The organism is Flavobacterium amnicola (genome assembly GCF_004122165.1).
GTDB classification, from domain to species: domain Bacteria; phylum Bacteroidota; class Bacteroidia; order Flavobacteriales; family Flavobacteriaceae; genus Flavobacterium; species Flavobacterium amnicola.
Genome location: NZ_SBKO01000006.1, coordinates 69,451 through 88,943 on the forward strand (window position 1 = coordinate 69,451; position 19,493 = coordinate 88,943).

Below are 19,493 nucleotides of genomic sequence, written 5' to 3' on the forward strand. Positions count from 1 at the left end.
AAGTTTTGTTAATTGAGAATTAATTAACGAGTCAATACAATTCCGGTTTACTTCACATTTCTAACTTCGTACTTCTAACATCATTTACTATCTTTGCCCCATGGGAAGAAAAAAAACAGACAAAATCGTATTCGAAAACGTAAAAGTCCTTGATGCAGGTGCAAAAGGCGTAAGTGTAGCAAAAGCTCCAGAAGGTCAAGTTATTTTTATACCAAATGTCGTTCCGGGCGACGTGGTAGATGTACAAACTTTCAAAAAAAGAAAATCCTATTTTGAGGGAAAAGCTGTAAAATTTCATAGTTTTTCAGAACACCGTACAGAGCCGGTTTGCGAGCATTTTGGCGTATGTGGCGGTTGCAAATGGCAAAACATGAAATACAGCCAGCAATTGTTTTATAAAAACCAAGAAGTTTACAATAATTTAAAACGAATTGGAAAAGTTGAATTACCTGAATTTGAGCCTATTTTAGGTTCAGAGAAGCAATTTTTCTACCGTAATAAAATGGAATTCGGATTCTCTTCTTCGCGATGGATGACACTAGAAGAAATTAATTCAGAAAAAGAATTCGACAATAAAAATGCCGTTGGTTTTCACATTCCAAAAATGTGGGACAAAATTCTTGATATCGAAAAGTGTCATTTACAACAAGATCCTTCCAACGCCATTCGTAACGAAATTAGAGCGTTTGCAAACGAAAACGGATTAGCTTTTTTCAATCCGAGAGAACACAGCGGATTGTTGCGTACCTTGATGATTCGTACCGCTTCAACAGGTGAATTAATGGTTTTGATTCAGTTCTTCGACAATAATAAAAAAGAAATAGAATTGATGATGAATTTCTTGGCAGAGCGTTTCCCTGAAATTACGTCATTGTTATACGTAATCAACCAAAAGGCAAATGATACGTTATATGACCAAGATATCATTTTATTCAAAGGCCGTGATTACATCTTGGAAGAAATGGAAGGTTTGCAGTTTAGCATCAATGCGAAATCCTTTTACCAAACCAATTCGGAACAAGCCTACGAATTATATGCCATTACTAGAGATTTTGCTGGATTAACTGGAAATGAGTTGGTGTATGATTTGTATACCGGAACAGGAACAATTGCTCAGTTTGTTTCCAAAAAAGCCAAAAAAGTAATTGGTGTGGAAGCGGTTCCAGAAGCCATTTCTGAAGCAAAAGTAAATGCAACACGCAATAATATAACCAATTGCGAGTTTTTTGTTGGTGACATGAAAAATATATTCAATGACGAATTCATCAAAACACACGGTCATCCAGATGTAATTATTACCGACCCACCGCGTGACGGAATGCATGCTGATGTGGTGAAACAAATTCTAAGTATTGCTCCCGAAAAAGTGGTATATGTGAGTTGTAATTCGGCAACACAAGCCCGTGATTTGGCTTTACTAGATGAAATGTATAAAGTCACTCGTGTGCGACCAGTGGATATGTTCCCACAAACGCATCACGTAGAAAATGTGGTACTTTTAGAGAAGAAATAAATGTTTCCTTCGAGAACCTCAGGCAACAAATTTTGATATAAAAAATATGAAAAAAATACTATTCGGATTATTCACATTGCTCTTCGCTCTTTCGATTTGGAATTGCGAAAAAGATGATATTTGTGAAGACGGTACCCCAACCACTCCAAAACTCATCATCGAATTTTATGACAATGACAATCCGACGAATACAAAAAATGTAACCGATTTAAAAGTTACCGCTGAAGGTATGACTTCATCATTAGAATATAATGCTGTTAGCAAAATAGAACTGCCCTTGAAAACTGATGCTGATCTAGTGAAATACAATTTGGTTTTAAACTCTAAAAATGCGGACATTACCTTGCAGAATGAAGACAAAATCACCATCAATTACACTAGAAAAGACATCTATATCTCAAGAGCTTGTGGTTTTAAAACGCTTTATAATTTGAATACAAATCCGAACGGAATGCCGCTGACAACAGACTCTAACAATTGGATTAAAGAAATTAAGATTCAGAAATTTACCATCGAAAACGAAAATGAAACACATGTTAAAATATTCTTTTAGTATTCTTTTAGTATTGGTTTCTTTGGTCAATTATGCTCAAGAACAACCAAAAGATACGACTAAAAAAACACAACGATACGGACTTCGAATTGGTGCCGATATCTCCAAACTTGCAAGAACACTGTATGATAAAAATTACAAAGGACTAGAATTGGTGGCCGATTATCGTTTGACCAAAAAAATGTATATCGCTGGCGAATTGGGTAATGAAAACAAAACTACCGATGACGACCGTTTGAATTTCACCACCAAAGGAACTTATTTTAAAGCAGGTTTTGATACTAATTTTTACGAAAATTGGTTGGACATGGAAAACATGATTCATGTCGGACTTCGTTACGGCGTAAGCTCGTTTAGTCAGGAGTTAAACACCTATAAAATATATGATACTTCGGGTTACTTCAGCACTGGAAATTCGGTGGTATCGGGTAAAAAATTTGACGGATTATCAGCACAATGGGCCGAAGTAGTCGCTGGAATGAAAGCCAAATTATTCAATAATGTCTATGCAGGTCTGAGTGTGAGAATGAATTATTTGATTTCTCAGAAAAAACCAAGTGAATTTGACAATCTTTATATTCCTGGTTTTAATCGCACCTACGATGGAAAATTTGGTGCCGGTTGGAATTATACCATTACCTATTTTATTCCGCTATATAAGAAGAAGAAATAATAAAAAATCCCAATTAGTTCTAATTGGGATTTTTTATATGATGTTATTTTATTTCTTTCACACCTTTAGAAAACAACCATTTCATAAATAGTTTTTCGCCTTCATTGGTTTGCACCGTTTGAAATTTTGGTGCCGCTAATGTTCCTACTACAAATGCAGTTAGCGGAATTAATAAACCTTCTAAATTAGTGTAGGTCGAAAGCAAAATTCGAACCGGAATGAATATTGCTGCAAAACCTAATAAATTATAAAGGAATGCTTTTACTTTTTTACTCATGTTTTATAGTGTTAATTTCCAATTATATAACGTATCATTTTCGGATACTTTGATAAAGTCATTTTTTTCAAGAATTGAATAGGAAGCAATATTACTTTTATCGGTAGATGCAATAATAGTAAGTATTTTCGACTGGCTTTTTGCCCAATTAATTAGTAAAGCTACAGCGTCTTTCATATAACCGTTTCCTCTAAAATCCTCATAAGTTCCATAACCAATTTCGATTTCTCCGTTTTCTTTTGGAGCACCAAAAAAACATAAATCACCTACAATTTTACTTTCAGCATTTGAAACAACCGACCAAAGTGTTGAAAATAAATAATTTGCATTTTCGTTGGCTACGTTAGGTATAATCGTAGTAGACAATGCCTCTTTCAAATCATCAGAAATAATTCTATTGGTTGGTTCCAATTGCAATTCTACTTCTAATGAACCGTCATTTAAAACGTACTTTTGAAGCTGACTTGCTGTTAGTGGAATCAGGCTTAATCTTTCTGAAGAAATCATATCCTAATTATTCTCTTTATTTTGAAACTTCTCTCGCTTGCTTCCTTCATACATTTCATATTTCGCAAATCGAGTTTCTAACTTTCCATTGAATAATTTTATTTTTCGAGATGGTTTTAATCCTACAAACTTCAACGCGTCTAAATTTGCCGTGATAAACCAAGCATTGGTATTGGGATAACTTTGCTTTAAAGTGTCACCAATTTCTCTGTAAAAACGCTCTAAATGAATATCCAAACGCTCTCCATACGGCGGATTAAACACCATATGCAACGGACCTTTATTTTCCTTTTCCGTTTCAAAAAAGTTGCGTTCTGAAATTTTTATATAATCGTCAAGGTTGGCGTTTCTAATGTTGTCTTTGGCTTTCATGACTGCACTTGGTGCTTTGTCATAGCCTGTAATAGTATAATGAAATTCTTTGGTTTTTTTCATCAACGAATTCACAATTTGATCAAACAAATCGTTGTCCCAATCGCTCCATTTTTCAAAAGCAAATTCCTTACGATTAATATTCGCTGGAATGTTACACGCAATCATAGCGGCTTCTGCCAAAATGGTTCCTGAACCACACATCGGATCTAAAAAATCAGAGCTACCATCCCAACCCGACAACAACAACATTCCTGCTGCTAACACTTCGTTAATTGGCGCAATATTCGTAGCCGTTTTATAACCTCTTTGATGCAAAGAAGCTCCAGAAGAATCTAACGAAACCGAACATTGATCGCGATCGATATGAATATTGATTCTTACATCTGGATAGTCTTTATCCACACTCGGACGTTGACCGTATTTATCTTTAAATTGATCCACAATCGCATCTTTACACTTTTGTGCCACAAATTGGGTGTGCTTAAAATTTTCGGAATGTACCGTGGTATCGATGACAAACGTCTGATTCGAGTTCATGTATTTTGACCAATCGATTCCTTGAATACCTTTGTATAAATTCGTTTCGTTAGTCGCTCTAAAATGATAAATAGGTTTTAGAATTTTTAAGGCAGTACGTAAGGCCAAATTAGCTTTGTACATAAATCCTTTATCACCCACAAAACTTACCATTCGGGTGCCCAATTGAACCTCCTGAGCGCCTAATTGTTGTAGTTCTTTTGCTAATATTTCTTCGAAGCCAAACAGCGTTTTGGCAATCATTTTAAAGTTTTCCATTTTTGATATCAAGATTCAATGGCAATATCCATACAAAAAATACATTCGATTGAATTGCATCGGCAAAAATACATTAAATTTGCACTTTAACCGTACATAAATGTCAGAAAACCTTCCGCATACTACCGAAAACTGGTTCGAAACGTGGTTCGATTCAAAGTATTATCATATTTTATATAAAAATCGTGATGAAACCGAAGCCGAACAATTCATGGATAACTTAACGCAGTATTTAAATTTACCCGAAGAAGCTAAAATCCTTGATTTGGCTTGTGGCAAAGGCCGTCATGCGATTTATTTGAACCAACTAGGATATGAAGTAACAGGTGTCGATTTATCTGAAAACAGCATTGCTGAAGCTTCAAAATCAAGCACCGACACCCTTCATTTTAAGGTACACGACATGCGCCTGCAAACGGAAGAAAAGTATGATGCCGTTTTTAACCTCTTTACCAGTTTTGGCTATTTTGAAAACGAAGAAGACAATTTCAAAACGCTTGTAGCAATTAAAGAAAGTCTGACGGAATATGGATTTGCAGTTATTGATTTTATGAATGCAAATTATGTCATCGATAATTTAGTCGCAGAAGAAGTGAAAACGGTTGACGATATCGATTTCCATATCAAACGTTATGTAAAAGACGGACATATTTACAAAGAAATTGATTTTGAAGACCATAATCAAAAATTTCATTTTACCGAAAAAGTGCGTGCTTTAACCCTTCAAGATTTTGAAACGATGATGGAAAAAGCCGATATTTATTTGTTGGATACTTTTGGCGATTACAAATTGCGAAAATTCTTCAAAAACGATTCGGAACGATTGATAATGATTTTCAAGTAGTTTGATTCGTTTATTTGGTTATTCGTTTATTCGAAAAAAATCAAATTAACAAATTAACAAATCAATAAATCAACACAAATGATATATATAATTCCTTTTTTATCGGTTGTATTGGGCTACGGAATTGCTAATATACTGGAACCCAAAAACAAGAAAAACTTAAAATTACTTTTGGCTTTTAGTGGTGCTTTTTTGTTGGCGCTTACGGTTTCGCATTTATTACCAGAAATTTATACAACCATTTCTTCAAGTTACGAATACCACACCCATAACAATATAGGAATTTTCATCATGATTGGAATTGTATTCCAGATTGTGTTGGAATATTTCTCACAAGGTGCCGAGCACGGACATGTACATGGTCACGATAAAATGAATCACATTCCCTGGGCTTTGTTTTTGAGTTTGTGTTTGCACGCCTTATTAGAAGGAATGCCGGTAAGTCAGCACCATCATTTGGCTTGGGGAATTTCGGTACACCACTTCCCTATTGCCATTATTTTAACCACATTTTTAATGCAATCGCATTTAAATAAGTTATCCACTTTTGTTTTTATGTTGGTTTTTGCGGTAATGACACCGCTGGGCACTTTTATCGCACAAGATGTATCGGGTTTAATTGAATACCAAAAAGAAATCACGGCTTTTGTCATCGGAATTTTATTTCATATTTCCTCCACTATCATTTTTGAAAGCAGCGAAGGTCATAAGTTCAATTTGGCTAAATTGAGTGCTATTGTATTAGGTATTGTGTTGGCGTATTTTATGTAAATTTTGGGCGTGTCCCTTCGGGTCAGGCTATTCGCTACAATCTGTCATCGCGAGGTACGAAGCAATCACTGGATTTTTCTTTTACACAATAACAGGATTTTCACTACTATCCTTCACGCAAACCAAAAACTTTGTAAATTTGAACCTTTGTCACTTTACAACTTTAAACAAATGACTTTCACCAAAACTACTGAGCAATCTTCCAAATACGAGCATTTAGAACAAATGTCGGTTCACGATTTGTTGACCAACATCAACAATGAAGACAAAACGGTTCCTTTAGCGATAGAAAAAGCCTTGCCACAAATTGAAACCGTTGTTACCAAAGTAGTCACACAGATGAAAAAAGGCGGTCGCCTGTTTTATATTGGAGCAGGAACTTCGGGCCGATTGGGCATTGTAGATGCTTCCGAATGTCCGCCCACTTTTGGTGTACCTTTCGATTTGGTTATCGGAATTATTGCTGGTGGAGACGTTGCCATTCGCAAAGCGGTAGAGTTTGCCGAAGACGATAAAAATCAAGCCTGGAAAGACTTACAAGAATGGAATATCAATGAAAACGATGTGGTCATTGGAATTGCAGCTTCTGGGACTACGCCTTATGTTATTGGTGGCTTAGAAAAATGTAACGAGAACAACATTACCACAGGATGTATTACTTGTAATCAAGGAAGTCCGCTAGCGCAAACCGCTCAACTTCCTATAGAAGTAGTGGTAGGTCCGGAATTCGTCACCGGAAGCAGTCGCATGAAAGCAGGTACCGCACAAAAATTGGTACTAAACATGATTTCAACCGCAGCGATGATTCAATTGGGACGCGTAAAAGGCAACAAAATGGTCGACATGCAATTGAGCAATGTTAAACTAATTGACCGTGGCGTTCGTATGATTATGGGTGAAATTCCAGTAAGTTATGAAGAAGCCGAAAAATTACTAAAAGAAAACGGTAGTGTTCGAAAAGCGGTGGAGAGTTTTAAGGGATAAGTTATAAGTAAAAAATCATAAGATCAAATGTCAACCAATAAAGAAATATTATCTAAAGGAATCAAATACCTTTTATTCGCTTTACCACTTATGTTTATTGGACCTTCTGTAATTTTTAGTTCGTTTAAAAATCAGGAGCATCCTTTTTATATTCCTATTTTAGGGTTGGGAATTATCATGTGTTTATTAGCAATTTTTCTTATCTTTAAAGGTATTCAAACTATTATGAAAAGCTTATTTGATGGAAACTAATCTCATTTACCTGGAAAGTGTAAAAAAGCAAATGCTCTATTACAAAACCGTTGCTGAAAAAGCCATGGAACAACTGGAAGAAGAACAATTGTTTTTCAGTGCTAACGAAGACACTAATAGCATTGCGGTTATTATAAAACATATGGCAGGAAATATGCTTTCACGTTGGACAGATTTTTTAATTTCTGATGGAGAAAAGGAATGGCGTAATCGCGATGGGGAATTTAAAAATGAAATCACTTCAAAACCCGAATTACTGCAACTCTGGGAAAAAGGATGGAATTGTTTTTTTACCGCTATTAACGAATTACAACCCGAACAGCTTTCACAAATTATTTACATTCGTAACGAAGGACAAACGGCAATGGATGCCATCAATCGACAATTGGCACATTATCCCTATCATATTGGGCAAATTGTATTTTATGCCAAAATGCTCAAAAAATCAGAGTGGACTAGCCTTTCTATCCCTAAAAATAAATCCAACGACTACAACGCCGATAAATTCTCAAAAGACAAAAGCTTGAAACACTTTACAGATGATGAATTGAGAAAATTACAATAGGAAATATTTCTTATTGATTCAACTTGTTTTTTTTAATAATCATATTCTTAAAAGTTGTATATTTAACTTCTATCAACACCTACGAGTGAAAGACTAGAAGTATGAATTTGTCAACTTACAAAAAATCAATACTATTAATCTCTATTTCTAGTTGTTTCTTTTTGATTCTTTTTTTCACGTTGTACATCTATACCATCTGGCAAGAAAAGAAAGATTTTCAAATCACTACTTCCGACTTTCAAAAAGAAATTGAGTCATTACTAAAATCGAATTGGCAATCCTATGAAAATCAAGTCAACGACATGTCTTTTTGGGATGATTTTGTAAAATACACACATGAAAAAGACAAAAAATGGTTTGATTTTTATGTTGGAACAGCAATTGATGTCTACAAATTAGACCTGGTTTCCGTTTATGACTTAAAGGGTAATTTAATCGATGCCAATACAAGTAACAATTATAATCCGGATATCATACCAAAGGATTTCTTTTCATTACTCTACCAAAAAAAATATTTGACCTTTTTCATAAAAAATGGAAATCGAGTTTACAAAGTCTACGGTGCAACCATACACCCTTCAAATGATCCAAAAAAAATACAAAAACCGGCTGGTTACTTTTTTATGGCATTATGCCTAGATGATGTTTATTTTAAAAAAATGCAGCACATAAGTAGTGCTCAAAATTGTAGTATTACTTTTGGTAAAGTTCAATCCGATTCAAAAAACGTTTCGTTTTCAAAAGAATTAACTGATTGGAAAGGAAATTTTATAGGAAACTTTTATTTTAATAAAAAATACCACAAAGATTTTACCACTTCCAAAATTATTCTACAAATTATTATTGTGGCATTTATCATAAATCTTCTCGTATTCTTTTACTTTTCTAGAAAGTGGTTCTATACACCTTTACAATTAATTACCAACATATTGGAGTCAGGAAATAATAGCAAAATACGTGAATTACAAAAAATTAGTGGCGAATTTGGACATATTGGTGACTTGTTTGAAGACAACAATAATCAGAAATCCAGGCTTATCAATGCAAAGTTGGATGCGGAAAAAAGTGATAAATTAAAATCGGCCTTTTTGGCGAATTTATCCCACGAAATTAGAACGCCAATTAATGCAATTAATGGTTTTTCAGAATTATTATTGAATACGAAAACAAACACAGAAGAAAAAAAAGAGTATCTAAACGTCATCAATAAAAGTGGACAAAATCTTATCAACATCATCGATGATTTGATTGAAATGTCAAAAATCGAATCGAATTTAATAGCTCCCAATTATACTGCTATTGATCTAGAGGCTTCTGTAAAAGAAGTATTTGAAAGCATTAAAGTCACAATCGATCCGGACAAGAAAATTGAACTTCAACTTATTCCAAGTGAGCAAAAACCACTTCATGATATCATCACCGATGAAACTAAATTAAAACAAATCATCACCAATTTAGTGACCAATGCCATCAAATTTACTGAGAAAGGAACAGTAACACTTGGCTATAATGTAAACGAAGCCTTGCAAACTATTCAATTTTATGTAAACGATACTGGAATCGGAATTAATGAAGAAAATTTAGATAAAATTTTTGAACGTTTTAGACGAATTGAAAGTGATTTATCTATAAAAGTAGGCGGTCTCGGATTGGGTTTGTCCATTTCAAAAGCTTATATAGAATTACTTGAGGGCACTATTACTCTTGAATCAAAAATTGGCGAAGGCTCCCGATTTTATTTTACTATACCATTACTCTATGAATTAAATGTTCCTAAAAAAACAAGAAAAGCCAAAGAAATAAAGGCCTTAAATGATGCTAAACATACTATTTTAATTGCAGAAGATGACAATATTAATTTCTTATTATTCCAAAAAATAATTGCCGATTTCAATTATACTATCATTAGAGCCAAAGATGGGCTAGAAGCCGTAACAATTTGTAAAAATAATCCAGAAATAAATTTAATTTTGATGGATATAAAAATGCCTATTTTATCAGGATTCGAAGCCATTTTACAAATACGCCCGATTTATCCTAAAATTCCAATTATAGCGCAAACCGCCTATTCCTCGGAAGAAGATAAAATAAAAATTGAAAAAGCAGGTTTTACAGATTACATTTCGAAACCACTTAACAGAACAAAATTAAACACAATGATTAATAACTACTTAAATATGAACTCGTCTACTAATGAATAAAATAGTACTCCTACTTTGCTTTATAATGGTTTCCTGTTATCAAGTTGAAAGAAATTGCAACGACTTTAAAACTGGAAATTTTGAATTTACACAAGAAATCGACGGAAAGAAAATGACTTCGGTTTTCGAACGAAACGACTCTTTACAAATAGAAACATTCAACGGAAAAACAGATACGGCTAGTGTTCGTTGGATTAATGATTGTGAATATATCTTGCAAAAATTACATCCTAAAAATAGGCAAGAAAAAAAAGCCATTTCCATTAAAATATTGACAACCAACAAGAACAAATACCAGTTCGAATATTCTTTTGTAGGCGACTCAAAAAAACAAAAAGGAACTGTAACAAAAATCAATTAACAACGTATAAAAGATAAACAAAACAAATTATGACCGAATTACTTTTTAATCCCGATGCGTGGATTGCCTTATTAACATTAACCTTTTTAGAAATCATTTTAGGAATCGATAACATCGTTTTCTTATCAATAGTTTCTGGTAAATTACCCCAAAGTGAGCAACCAAAAGCAAGAAGAATTGGACTTATTTTAGCCATGGTTTTTCGTATTATTTTATTATTCGGAATTACTTGGGTATTAAGTCTTCAAAATGTATTATTTCATATCGATTGGGGCTTCTTTAAAGCGGGTATAACCGGACAAAGTTTGATTATTTTTGGTGGAGGTTTATTCCTTTTATACAAATCCGTTACCGAAATTCACCACAAGTTAGAAGGTTCAGAAGATTCAGAAGCTGGAAAAGCAAGTAATACTTTGTCGTCTGCTGTCATTCAAATCGCTGCCTTAAATTTAGTATTCTCCTTCGATAGTATTTTAACTGCTGTCGGTTTAATTAGTATGAAATCACCTGCTGAAGGTGGATTTGGCTACGAAGGAGCTTTAGTAATTATGATTTTATCAATTATCATTTCTATCATTATTATGATGATTTTCGCAGGTCCAGTAAGTAAGTTTGTAAATGAACATCCAACCATTCAAATTTTAGGGTTATCATTCCTTATCTTAATTGGTGTAATGTTATTGGCAGAAGGTGGCCATTTAGCACACATGGCTTTCTTTGGAGGAACGGAAGTCAACAGTATTCCGAAAGGCTATTTGTACTTCTCAATATTCTTCTCCTTGTTTGTTGAGTTCTTGAATTTGAGAATGAAAAAATCGAAAAATCCTGTCAAACTTCACAACAATAAAATTATTGATAAAAGTCTAGAAGATACGGATATTACGAATTAGATTCCATAAAAAATCCCGCTTTGGCGGGATTTTTTTTATTCTAAACTTAACGTGATTTGACCATCATCATCCAAACTGATATTATAATCTTTTAAATCGGTTCCTTCTTCATCGGTCGATTCGTTGACTTCAATTTCTTCAGGAATGACTTCTATCGGTTCTTCAAACGGAAGCGATTCCAATAAATTGACTTGTTTCAGTTTATCTGTAGTCAATTGATTTCCTATCGCTTTAATTCCTTTTATGGTAATGAATTGTTCTAGGTCAATCGTTTGATTTTCCTTTTGAACGCCTTTATTCTTAGCAAAAACAATTTCGGCAACCGGACGCCAATCGGTAGAAACAATTTCCAGCTGTGACTTTTCGTGTTCGGTAATAAAAATTTCTTCTTTGTTTTCATTTTCAATCAAGAAACGTTTGACAAAATAACGTTCTTTTTCGCCATCAAAATAAATACAGGAAATCGGCTTTTTAGGATGCCATTTTTCCAACACAATCATATCTTCGTCAAAATGCGTGGTCAATTCCGGAATAATGGTTTTTAATTTTCCAGACTGATTGATGATTAACAAACGGTCATTCGGACGGAATTCCCCTAACAACTCGCCTCTTCCATCGACATTTAATCGTTGCACCGTATCATCAAACCATACCTTACGCGGACGCAAGGTTGAAATTCCTTTTTCTTTTAATTCGATTTTCTTAATCGGATATTTAGACACCGTATTTCCTTTGGAAGCACGACCTTTAATCATAATCTCGGCAAAATCCTGATCCCATTTCAATTTCTTCACGCTACCCACTTGACGCAATAAAATGGTAACCGTTTCGGCTTCTCCATTTGGATTGGCAGAAAAATAAAGCACTTGTGAACCTGGTTTTTCTTGTGTCAAATCGTATTCTTTGTCACGGGTCACTCCCGAAACATTAAATCGCTTGATAAATGTCGAACCATTTTTACCATCACGATACATCATGTTGTAAATGGTGCGTTTGTCGTTTTTGTCGAAAACCGCAATGTGTATGATGTCTTTTCCAATGAATTTCTTTTCGTCGACTTTGGTGATGACCATTTTTCCATCGCGAAGGAAAACAATCACATCATCTATATCCGAACAATCGGCCACATACTCATCTTTCTTCAATCCGGTTCCAATGAAACCTTCTTCACGATTGACATATAATTTTGTATTACGCAACACTACTTTCGTTGCTTCAATAGTATCGAAAGAACGCAATTCGGTTAGACGTTCACGACCTTTTCCGTATTTTTCTTTCAAACGCGTAAAATAGTCAATCGCAAATTCAATTAAGTTTGCCAAATGATGTTTTACTTGTTCCATTTCCTCTTCCAATTTTGCAATAGCATCATCGGCTTTATCCGAATCGAAACGCGTAATACGAATCATTGGAATTTGCGTTAATTTTTGCAAATCTTCATCAACAATATCTCGAACAAACGATTTACGGAATGGTTCGAAAGCTTTGTACATGTATGCAAAAAGCGATTCTTTATCCGAATACAATTTGAAATCGATATACATTTCCTCACGAATGAAGATTTTTTCTAATGTAGAGAAATGCCATTTCGTTTCTAATTCTTGTAATTGAATTTCTAGCTCTTGACGCAATAAATCGACAGTTCTATTGGTCGAAATTTTGAGCATATCGGAAACACCAATAAACAATGGTTTGTTATCTTCAATCACACAACCTAATGGTGCAATGGATGTTTCACAAGCCGTAAACGCATATAATGCATCAATCGTTTTATCGGGTGATACGCCAGGCGGAAGGTGAATTAAAATCTCCACCTCAGCAGCCGTATTGTCTTCAATTTTTTTGATTTTTATTTTCCCTTTTTCATTCGCCTTCAAAATACTATCAATCAATGTTGAGGTATTGGTCGAAAACGGAATTTGAGTAATCACCAACGTTTGTTTGTCCAATTGCGAAATTTTAGCACGCACACGCACACGTCCGCCACGCAATCCATCATTATAATTGGAAACATCAGCAATACCCGAAGTGGGAAAATCAGGGAATAAGGTAAAAGGTTTCCCTTTTAATATTTTTATCGAAGAATCGATTAATTCATTAAAATTATGAGGTAAAATTTTGGTCGATAAACCTACGGCAATCCCTTCCCCTCCTTGCGCTAATAATAACGGAAATTTTACGGGAAGATTGATTGGTTCAGGGCGACGACCATCGTAAGATAATCCCCATTCGGTAATTTTTGGAGAATATAAAACTTCCAATCCGAATTTTGAGATACGCGCCTCAATATAACGAGAAGCAGCAGCACCGTCACCTGTTAGGATATTTCCCCAGTTTCCTTGGCAATCAATCAATAAATCTTTCTGACCAATTTGCACCATAGCATCACCAATACTGGCATCTCCGTGTGGGTGATACTGCATGGTGTGACCTACCACATTTGCTACTTTATTATAACGACCATCATCCAACTCTTTCATGGAGTGCATGATACGACGTTGTACTGGTTTAAAACCGTCTTCAATAGCAGGAACTGCACGTTCTAAGATAACATAAGACGCATAATCCAAAAACCAATCTTTATACATTCCGGTAACTTTGGTAATGGTATCCTCTGGATTTTCGTCCTGCTCGTAAAAATGTTCCCCTTCAAAATGTTTGGCTTCTACCGATGGAATATCTTCACCAGTTTCATCACCAGTTTCATCATTCCCAGCCTCTTCCTCTTGAGGGTTTAATTCTTCTTCGTTGATATTTTCGTTTTCTTCGCTCATAATTCAGTTAACAGTTTCAGTTAACAGTATTCAATATTTGTTTTCTTTATTTTGAATCAATTCGTCAATTCAGCCTCAGTATCCAATTCTACTTTCAAATTATTGATGATAAATTCTTGTCTGTCAGGCGTATTTTTACCCATATAGAATTCCAATAATTTTTCGATAGAAGTCGCTTTGTCAAGCATCACAGGATCCAATCGAATGTCTTGCCCAATGAAATGCTTAAATTCATCCGGTGAAATTTCTCCCAATCCTTTGAATCGGGTAATTTCTGGTTTTGGCTTTAATTTGTCAATAGCAAACTTTCGTTCGTCATCACTATAGCAATAAATGGTTTCTTTCTTATTTCGCACACGGAACAATGGTGTTTGTAGAATATACAAATGTCCTTCTTTGATTAACTCGGGAAAAAACTGCAAGAAAAACGTAATTAACAACAAGCGAATGTGCATACCGTCGACATCGGCATCGGTAGCAATTACAATATTGTTGTAACGCAAGTCTTCCATGCTTTCTTCAATATTCAACGCGGCTTGTAGCAAATTGAATTCTTCGTTCTCGTACACAATTTTCTTCGACATGCCGTATGAGTTCAAAGGCTTACCACGTAAACTAAAAACCGCTTGTGTATTCACGTCACGGGATTTGGTAATTGACCCAGATGCCGAATCTCCCTCTGTGATAAAAAGGGTACTTTCTAAACTTCTTGGATTTTTAGCATCGGTTAAATGCACACGACAATCACGTAGTTTCTTATTGTGCAGACTGGCTTTTTTGGCTCGGTCTTTCGCTAATTTTCGAATTCCAGATAGTTCTTTACGTTCACGTTCTGCTTGTAAAATTTTGCGAAGCAGCAAATCGGCCACTTCAGGATTTTTATGTAAAAAGTTATCTAATTTGGTTTTGATAAAATCATTGACAAACGTTCGAACCGAAGGCGAATTTGGACCCATATCGGTCGAACCCAATTTGGTTTTAGTTTGCGATTCGAAAACTGGTTCTTCAACTTTAACAGAAATGGCTGAAACAATCGATTTACGAATATCAGAGGCTTCAAAAGGTTTGTTGTAAAACTCCTTAATCGTTTTTACAATGGCTTCACGAAAGGCACCCAAGTGTGTCCCTCCTTGTGTGGTGTTTTGACCATTTACAAAGGAATAATATTCTTCGGAATATTGTGTTTTACTGTGTGTCATAGCAATTTCTATATCATCACCAATTAAGTGAATAATAGGATATTGCATGTCTTCTTCCGAAATGGTTTCTTCTAATAAATCTTTTAATCCATTATCGGAATAAAATTTTTCACCATTGTAAATTATTGTCAACCCAGTATTTAGGTAACAATAATTTTTGAGCATTTTTATGATATACTCGTTACGGTATTTATAATGTTTGAAAATGGTTTCATCAGCCACAAAGGATACTTTAGTTCCTTTGCGTTTAGTTGTTTCTTGAACCTCTTCTTCTAGAGTCAAATTTCCGGCAGAAAATTCGGCTGCTTTTTGTTGGTTATCACGAACCGATTCTACACGAAAATAGGCCGAAAGTGCATTCACTGCTTTTGTACCTACTCCATTTAATCCAACCGATTTTTTAAACGCTTTCGAATCGTACTTTCCTCCTGTATTCATTTTGGAAACTACATCTACAACTTTTCCTAATGGAATTCCACGACCATAATCACGAACCGTCACCATTTTATCTTTCATGGTCACTTCAATGGTTTTACCAGCTCCCATTACAAATTCGTCGATACAGTTATCGAGAACCTCTTTCAATAAAATATAAATTCCATCATCAGGCGATGAACCATCCCCTAATTTTCCGATATACATACCGGGACGCATACGGATATGCTCTTTCCAATCAAGTGAACGGATATTGTCTTCGGTGTATTGATCTTGCTCTTGCATTTTGAAAAAATCGATTTTGTGCTAATATAAAGCAAATCATGAGGAAATAAAATAGTTGCGATATAAAGTTATCAAGATTGTATTAAACATATTTATTAACACTTATTCCCTTATAAAAATAAGCTCAGAAAGCAAAAAGAAGTAACTTTTTTTTATTATTTTAGCTCAAACAAACTAATTAACAGACTATGAAAAAACAATTTATTTTACCTATTATGTTATTTTCCCTATCCTATGGTTATGCACAGGATACTGAAACAGAGCAAAGTAAGGAATTAGAAGAAGTAACAGTACAAGCTGTAGGTTCTAGAAATACAAAAAGGACTGTGGTTGATTCTCCAGTTGCCGTTGATATCATTAACGTTCAAGATGTTGTAACAAAAACAGGTCAAATTGAAATCACTTCATTATTACAATATTTAGCACCGTCATTTAATGCGAGTAAACAATCTGGTTCTGATGGGGCTGACCACATTGATCCAGCAACTTTAAGAGGATTGGGGCCTGACCAAACTTTGGTATTAATTAACGGAAAAAGACGCCACCAATCTTCTTTGGTTAATCTTTTTGGCTCTAGAGGTCGCGGAAATACAGGCACCGACATGAATGCAATTCCTGCTGCCGCTATTAAACGTATTGAGATTTTACGTGACGGTGCTTCTGCACAATACGGTTCGGATGCGATTGCTGGAGTTATCAATATTGTTTTGAAAGACAATGTAGGAGAATTCAACGGGACGGTTTCTTATGGTGCTTATTCTGCCGATTCAGCCTATAAGGATGATATCAAATCTAGCGGAATTGATGGAAACACTATACAAGTAAACGGAAATTATGGTTTTAAAGTTGGTGATAAAAGTTTTATCAATGCAACGCTTGATATTGCGCAAAAAGACCATACCAATCGTCCAGCCAACCCAAACAAATATGATATTTACAGAGAACAATTCGGGGATGCGGAAGCTAAAAACGGAAGTTTATTTGTAAACAGTGAATTTGGAACAGGTACTGACTCGAAAATTTACGTTTTTGGAGGTGCTAGTTTAAGAGATTCTGATGCCTATGCATTTACAAGAACTCCTGATAGTCCGAGAAATATTCCTGAAATTTACCCTGGTGGTTTTAATCCAATCATTGGAACTCAAATTATGGATTATTCAGGTTCAGCTGGTTTTAAAACTAAGTTCGGCAAATGGGAATTGGACTTAAACAATACGTTTGGAGCCAACCGTTTTGAGTACGATATTCACAATACACTTAACGCTTCCTTGCAAATAGCTTCACCAAGAGCTTTTGATGCTGGAGGACACAGTATCTATCAAAATACTACTGGAGCACATTTTACTAGAAATTTTGAAAATATTAAAAAAGGATTAAACGTTGCTTTTGGAGCGGAATACAGAGTTGAAAATTTCAAAATTTTTGCTGGAGAAGTTGGTTCTTATGCATTGTATGACGTGAATGGAAATGTAGTAACTGAAGCAACTAATCCTGCAGATTATGTTTTTGATCCAATTTCAGGAGACCCAAGACCTGGAGGTTCACAAGGTTTCCCAGGCTATAGCCCAGACAATGTTGTAAATAAAAACCGTTCTAATTTCGCTGCTTATGTAGATACCGAATTAGATTATGATGACAATATCAATTTAGCATTTGCGGCACGTTACGAAAATTACAATGATTTTGGAAGTACTTTTAATGCAAAAATTGCTCAAAGAATTAAAGTATCTCCTGCTTCGTCAATACGTTACTCAATGAGTACTGGCTTTAGAGCTCCTTCGTTAGTTCAAAGTTTTTACAATTTGAAATTTACTGATTTTGTGGGCGGTGTGGGTACTGAAACATTATTAGCGGCCAACGATAGTGAGATTGCTAAAGCTTTTGGTATTAATAAATTAAAAGAAGAAACAGCTTTTAATGCAAGTTTAGGATATACCTTGAAAAAAGGCGGATTTACAGCCACTATAGATGGTTATTTTGTAGATATTCAAGACAGAATTGTATTATCAGGACAATTTGATGGAAGCGGTATTTCTGGTATGAATGTAGATAAAGTACAATTTTTTATAAATGCATTAAATACACAAACTGTAGGTACTGATTTTGTATTGGCCTATGATAAAAAAATAAACAATCATGCTGTTGGTTTATCATTTATCGGAAACATCAACAAAATGACAATTGGAAAAGTTAATGCAGGCAACTTAGACTCAGAAACGCTGTTTGGAAAACGAGAAATGTATTTCTTATTGGCTTCTGCACCAGAGAGTAAATTTGGAGCTTCTATAAACTACAACTACAATAAAAAATTCAATACTAATTTACGTTTCACAAGATTCGGAGAAGTAGAATTAATTGACTGGTTAGACACTGTCGATCATTATGGTGCTAAAATTGTATCAGACATCGCTTTCAACTATCAATTTACAAAGAACTTTAACTTGACTATTGGAGCCAACAACTTCCTAAATGTGTATCCTGACATTCAAGATACTGAAACAGAAACGGGAGGAAATTTTGATTCGGTTCAAATGGGATCAAATGGTATGTTTGGATTTGCACGCTTAGGTGTAAAATTCTAAAAAAACCTATTTATAAAAAAACCGCTCTTTTGAGCGGTTTTTTTTTATGGATTAAGACCAGCTAAAATTTCGTACCAATTCTTGAATCTGATGTGCTAACTCGGGATTGGAAATTTTTCCTTGAGCAACATCAAAGTTTTCATTAAAGCTTGGCAAGGAAAAAATAGCTTTAATATTGGCTCCGAATCGAGGTAAATTTCCATTCGCTAATTCCAATACACTCGCTCCACCTCTACCTCCTGGTGAAGTGGCCATTAACAACATTGGTTTTTGCTGAAAAACATCTTTATATTGACGGGAAGACCAATCGAAAATATTTTTAAAAGCGGTCGAATAACTTCCGTTGTTTTCTGCCAATGACATCACAATAATGTCGGCCGAGGCAAGTTTGTCTAGAAAATCCTTCGCTAATTGCGGTGGTCCCATTTCCGCTTCCAAATCGACCCCAAAAACTGGCAAGGCAAAATCGTTTAAATCCAATACTTCTACAGTAGCGTTTTCAAATAAATGAGCAACATGAGTCGCTAATTTCTTATTGATAGAGTTTTTACTATTACTTCCGGCAAAGGCGATGATTTTCATAGGTATAATTTTAGTTTTTTTAAAAGTAATAAAAAAAGTGAAACAATTTATTTCATTAAAAACAACCCTCTTCTG

18 protein-coding genes are annotated in these 19,493 nt (G+C 34.8%); 12 read left to right on the forward strand and 6 right to left on the reverse strand.

Annotation, left to right across the window (positions count from 1 at the left end; all coding sequences use genetic code 11):
- Positions 1–100: 100 nt before the first annotated feature.
- The 3 genes from rlmD to EQG63_RS11695 are packed head-to-tail and all read left to right on the forward strand — an operon-like array spanning position 101 to position 2,739.
- A complete protein-coding gene (gene rlmD / locus EQG63_RS11685; RefSeq protein ID WP_129436558.1) occupies positions 101–1,513 on the forward strand; it encodes a 23S rRNA (uracil(1939)-C(5))-methyltransferase RlmD in 1,413 nt (470 codons plus the stop codon).
- A 46-nt stretch (positions 1,514–1,559) separates the two neighbouring features.
- Positions 1,560–2,066: a DUF6452 family protein gene (locus EQG63_RS11690; protein ID WP_129436559.1), complete on the forward strand. Its 507-nt coding sequence runs from the start codon at positions 1,560–1,562 to the stop codon at positions 2,064–2,066.
- Positions 2,047–2,739 carry a DUF6048 family protein gene (locus EQG63_RS11695; protein WP_394343570.1) on the forward strand — a complete coding sequence of 231 codons (693 nt, stop codon included), beginning with the start codon at positions 2,047–2,049 and terminating at the stop codon, positions 2,737–2,739. The genes EQG63_RS11690 and EQG63_RS11695 overlap by 20 nt, the downstream gene beginning before the upstream one ends.
- Before the next feature lie 43 nt (positions 2,740–2,782).
- Here the strand turns inward: EQG63_RS11695 and EQG63_RS11700 are convergent, their stop codons facing one another.
- From EQG63_RS11700 to EQG63_RS11710, 3 genes are read right to left on the reverse strand one after another with little or no spacing between them, the layout of a single operon-like run.
- Positions 2,783–3,016, reverse strand: coding sequence for a hypothetical protein (locus tag EQG63_RS11700; protein ID WP_129436561.1), 234 nt, complete (start codon positions 3,014–3,016; stop codon positions 2,783–2,785).
- A 3-nt stretch (positions 3,017–3,019) separates the two neighbouring features.
- Positions 3,020–3,523 (reverse strand): GNAT family N-acetyltransferase, encoded by a 504-nt coding sequence (locus EQG63_RS11705; RefSeq protein ID WP_129436562.1) that lies wholly within the window; start codon positions 3,521–3,523, stop codon positions 3,020–3,022.
- A 3-nt stretch (positions 3,524–3,526) separates the two neighbouring features.
- Positions 3,527–4,693: a THUMP domain-containing class I SAM-dependent RNA methyltransferase gene (locus EQG63_RS11710; RefSeq protein WP_129436563.1), complete on the reverse strand. Its 1,167-nt coding sequence runs from the start codon at positions 4,691–4,693 to the stop codon at positions 3,527–3,529.
- 100 nt (positions 4,694–4,793) lie between these two features.
- Here EQG63_RS11710 and EQG63_RS11715 point away from each other — a divergent pair, with 100 nt between their 5' ends.
- The 8 genes from EQG63_RS11715 to EQG63_RS11750 all read left to right on the forward strand — a co-directional run bounded on the left by EQG63_RS11715 (position 4,794) and on the right by EQG63_RS11750 (position 11,561).
- Positions 4,794–5,537 carry an SAM-dependent methyltransferase gene (locus EQG63_RS11715; RefSeq protein ID WP_129436564.1) on the forward strand — a complete coding sequence of 248 codons (744 nt, stop codon included), beginning with the start codon at positions 4,794–4,796 and terminating at the stop codon, positions 5,535–5,537.
- A 78-nt stretch (positions 5,538–5,615) separates the two neighbouring features.
- Positions 5,616–6,308 (forward strand): ZIP family metal transporter, encoded by a 693-nt coding sequence (locus EQG63_RS11720; protein WP_129436565.1) that lies wholly within the window; start codon positions 5,616–5,618, stop codon positions 6,306–6,308.
- A gap of 171 nt (positions 6,309–6,479) precedes the next feature.
- Positions 6,480–7,292, forward strand: coding sequence for an N-acetylmuramic acid 6-phosphate etherase (murQ, locus tag EQG63_RS11725; protein WP_129436566.1), 813 nt, complete (start codon positions 6,480–6,482; stop codon positions 7,290–7,292).
- 27 nt (positions 7,293–7,319) lie between these two features.
- Positions 7,320–7,544 carry a DUF6095 family protein gene (locus EQG63_RS11730; RefSeq protein WP_129436567.1) on the forward strand — a complete coding sequence of 75 codons (225 nt, stop codon included), beginning with the start codon at positions 7,320–7,322 and terminating at the stop codon, positions 7,542–7,544.
- Positions 7,534–8,109, forward strand: a complete 576-nt coding sequence (locus EQG63_RS11735) for a DUF1572 family protein (RefSeq protein WP_129436568.1) — start codon at positions 7,534–7,536, stop codon at positions 8,107–8,109. Before EQG63_RS11730 ends, EQG63_RS11735 begins: the two co-directional genes overlap by 11 nt.
- A gap of 161 nt (positions 8,110–8,270) precedes the next feature.
- Positions 8,271–10,310, forward strand: coding sequence for an ATP-binding protein (locus tag EQG63_RS11740; RefSeq protein ID WP_164974508.1), 2,040 nt, complete (start codon positions 8,271–8,273; stop codon positions 10,308–10,310).
- Complete coding sequence (locus EQG63_RS11745; protein ID WP_129436570.1) at positions 10,303–10,671, forward strand: DNA topoisomerase IV; 369 nt, start codon at positions 10,303–10,305, stop codon at positions 10,669–10,671. The genes EQG63_RS11740 and EQG63_RS11745 overlap by 8 nt, the downstream gene beginning before the upstream one ends.
- 29 nt (positions 10,672–10,700) lie before the next feature.
- Entirely contained in the window at positions 10,701–11,561 is an 861-nt protein-coding gene (locus tag EQG63_RS11750) for a TerC family protein (RefSeq protein WP_129436571.1), read from the forward strand.
- A 35-nt stretch (positions 11,562–11,596) separates the two neighbouring features.
- Here EQG63_RS11750 and EQG63_RS11755 read toward each other — a convergent pair whose 3' ends face one another.
- Together EQG63_RS11755 and EQG63_RS11760 are read right to left on the reverse strand one after the other, a co-directional pair.
- The gene (locus EQG63_RS11755) at positions 11,597–14,335 is read right to left on the reverse strand and encodes a DNA gyrase/topoisomerase IV subunit A (RefSeq protein WP_129436572.1); all 2,739 of its coding nucleotides are present in this window, start codon (positions 14,333–14,335) and stop codon (positions 11,597–11,599) included.
- Positions 14,336–14,391: 56 nt separating this feature from the next.
- Positions 14,392–16,254 carry a DNA topoisomerase IV subunit B gene (locus EQG63_RS11760; protein ID WP_129436573.1) on the reverse strand — a complete coding sequence of 621 codons (1,863 nt, stop codon included), beginning with the start codon at positions 16,252–16,254 and terminating at the stop codon, positions 14,392–14,394.
- 188 nt (positions 16,255–16,442) lie between these two features.
- Between EQG63_RS11760 and EQG63_RS11765 the strand changes: the two genes are divergently transcribed.
- Entirely contained in the window at positions 16,443–18,836 is a 2,394-nt protein-coding gene (locus EQG63_RS11765; protein WP_129436574.1) for a TonB-dependent receptor plug domain-containing protein, read from the forward strand.
- Positions 18,837–18,887: 51 nt separating this feature from the next.
- Here the strand turns inward: EQG63_RS11765 and EQG63_RS11770 are convergent, their stop codons facing one another.
- Positions 18,888–19,418, reverse strand: a complete 531-nt coding sequence (locus tag EQG63_RS11770) for an NADPH-dependent FMN reductase (RefSeq protein ID WP_129436575.1) — start codon at positions 19,416–19,418, stop codon at positions 18,888–18,890.
- Between the last annotated feature and the right edge of the window lie 75 nt (positions 19,419–19,493).

Excerpts from the sequence above, each read along its gene's own strand:
- rlmD (WP_129436558.1), top strand. The coding sequence starts at position 101 with ATGGGAAGAAAAAAAACAGACAAAATCGTATTCGAAAACGTAAAAGTC.
- EQG63_RS11700 (WP_129436561.1), bottom strand. The coding sequence starts at position 3,016 with ATGAGTAAAAAAGTAAAAGCATTCCTTTATAATTTATTAGGTTTTGCA.
- EQG63_RS11755 (WP_129436572.1), bottom strand. The coding sequence starts at position 14,335 with ATGAGCGAAGAAAACGAAAATATCAACGAAGAAGAATTAAACCCTCAA.
- EQG63_RS11730 (WP_129436567.1), top strand. The coding sequence starts at position 7,320 with ATGTCAACCAATAAAGAAATATTATCTAAAGGAATCAAATACCTTTTA.
- EQG63_RS11715 (WP_129436564.1), top strand. The coding sequence starts at position 4,794 with ATGTCAGAAAACCTTCCGCATACTACCGAAAACTGGTTCGAAACGTGG.
- EQG63_RS11710 (WP_129436563.1), bottom strand. The coding sequence starts at position 4,693 with ATGGAAAACTTTAAAATGATTGCCAAAACGCTGTTTGGCTTCGAAGAA.
- murQ (WP_129436566.1), top strand. The coding sequence starts at position 6,480 with ATGACTTTCACCAAAACTACTGAGCAATCTTCCAAATACGAGCATTTA.
- EQG63_RS11705 (WP_129436562.1), bottom strand. The coding sequence starts at position 3,523 with ATGATTTCTTCAGAAAGATTAAGCCTGATTCCACTAACAGCAAGTCAG.
- EQG63_RS11690 (WP_129436559.1), top strand. The coding sequence starts at position 1,560 with ATGAAAAAAATACTATTCGGATTATTCACATTGCTCTTCGCTCTTTCG.
- EQG63_RS11770 (WP_129436575.1), bottom strand. The coding sequence starts at position 19,418 with ATGAAAATCATCGCCTTTGCCGGAAGTAATAGTAAAAACTCTATCAAT.
- EQG63_RS11750 (WP_129436571.1), top strand. The coding sequence starts at position 10,701 with ATGACCGAATTACTTTTTAATCCCGATGCGTGGATTGCCTTATTAACA.
- EQG63_RS11695 (WP_394343570.1), top strand. The coding sequence starts at position 2,047 with ATGTTAAAATATTCTTTTAGTATTCTTTTAGTATTGGTTTCTTTGGTC.
- EQG63_RS11745 (WP_129436570.1), top strand. The coding sequence starts at position 10,303 with ATGAATAAAATAGTACTCCTACTTTGCTTTATAATGGTTTCCTGTTAT.
- EQG63_RS11765 (WP_129436574.1), top strand. The coding sequence starts at position 16,443 with ATGAAAAAACAATTTATTTTACCTATTATGTTATTTTCCCTATCCTAT.
- EQG63_RS11735 (WP_129436568.1), top strand. The coding sequence starts at position 7,534 with ATGGAAACTAATCTCATTTACCTGGAAAGTGTAAAAAAGCAAATGCTC.
- EQG63_RS11720 (WP_129436565.1), top strand. The coding sequence starts at position 5,616 with ATGATATATATAATTCCTTTTTTATCGGTTGTATTGGGCTACGGAATT.
- EQG63_RS11760 (WP_129436573.1), bottom strand. The coding sequence starts at position 16,254 with ATGCAAGAGCAAGATCAATACACCGAAGACAATATCCGTTCACTTGAT.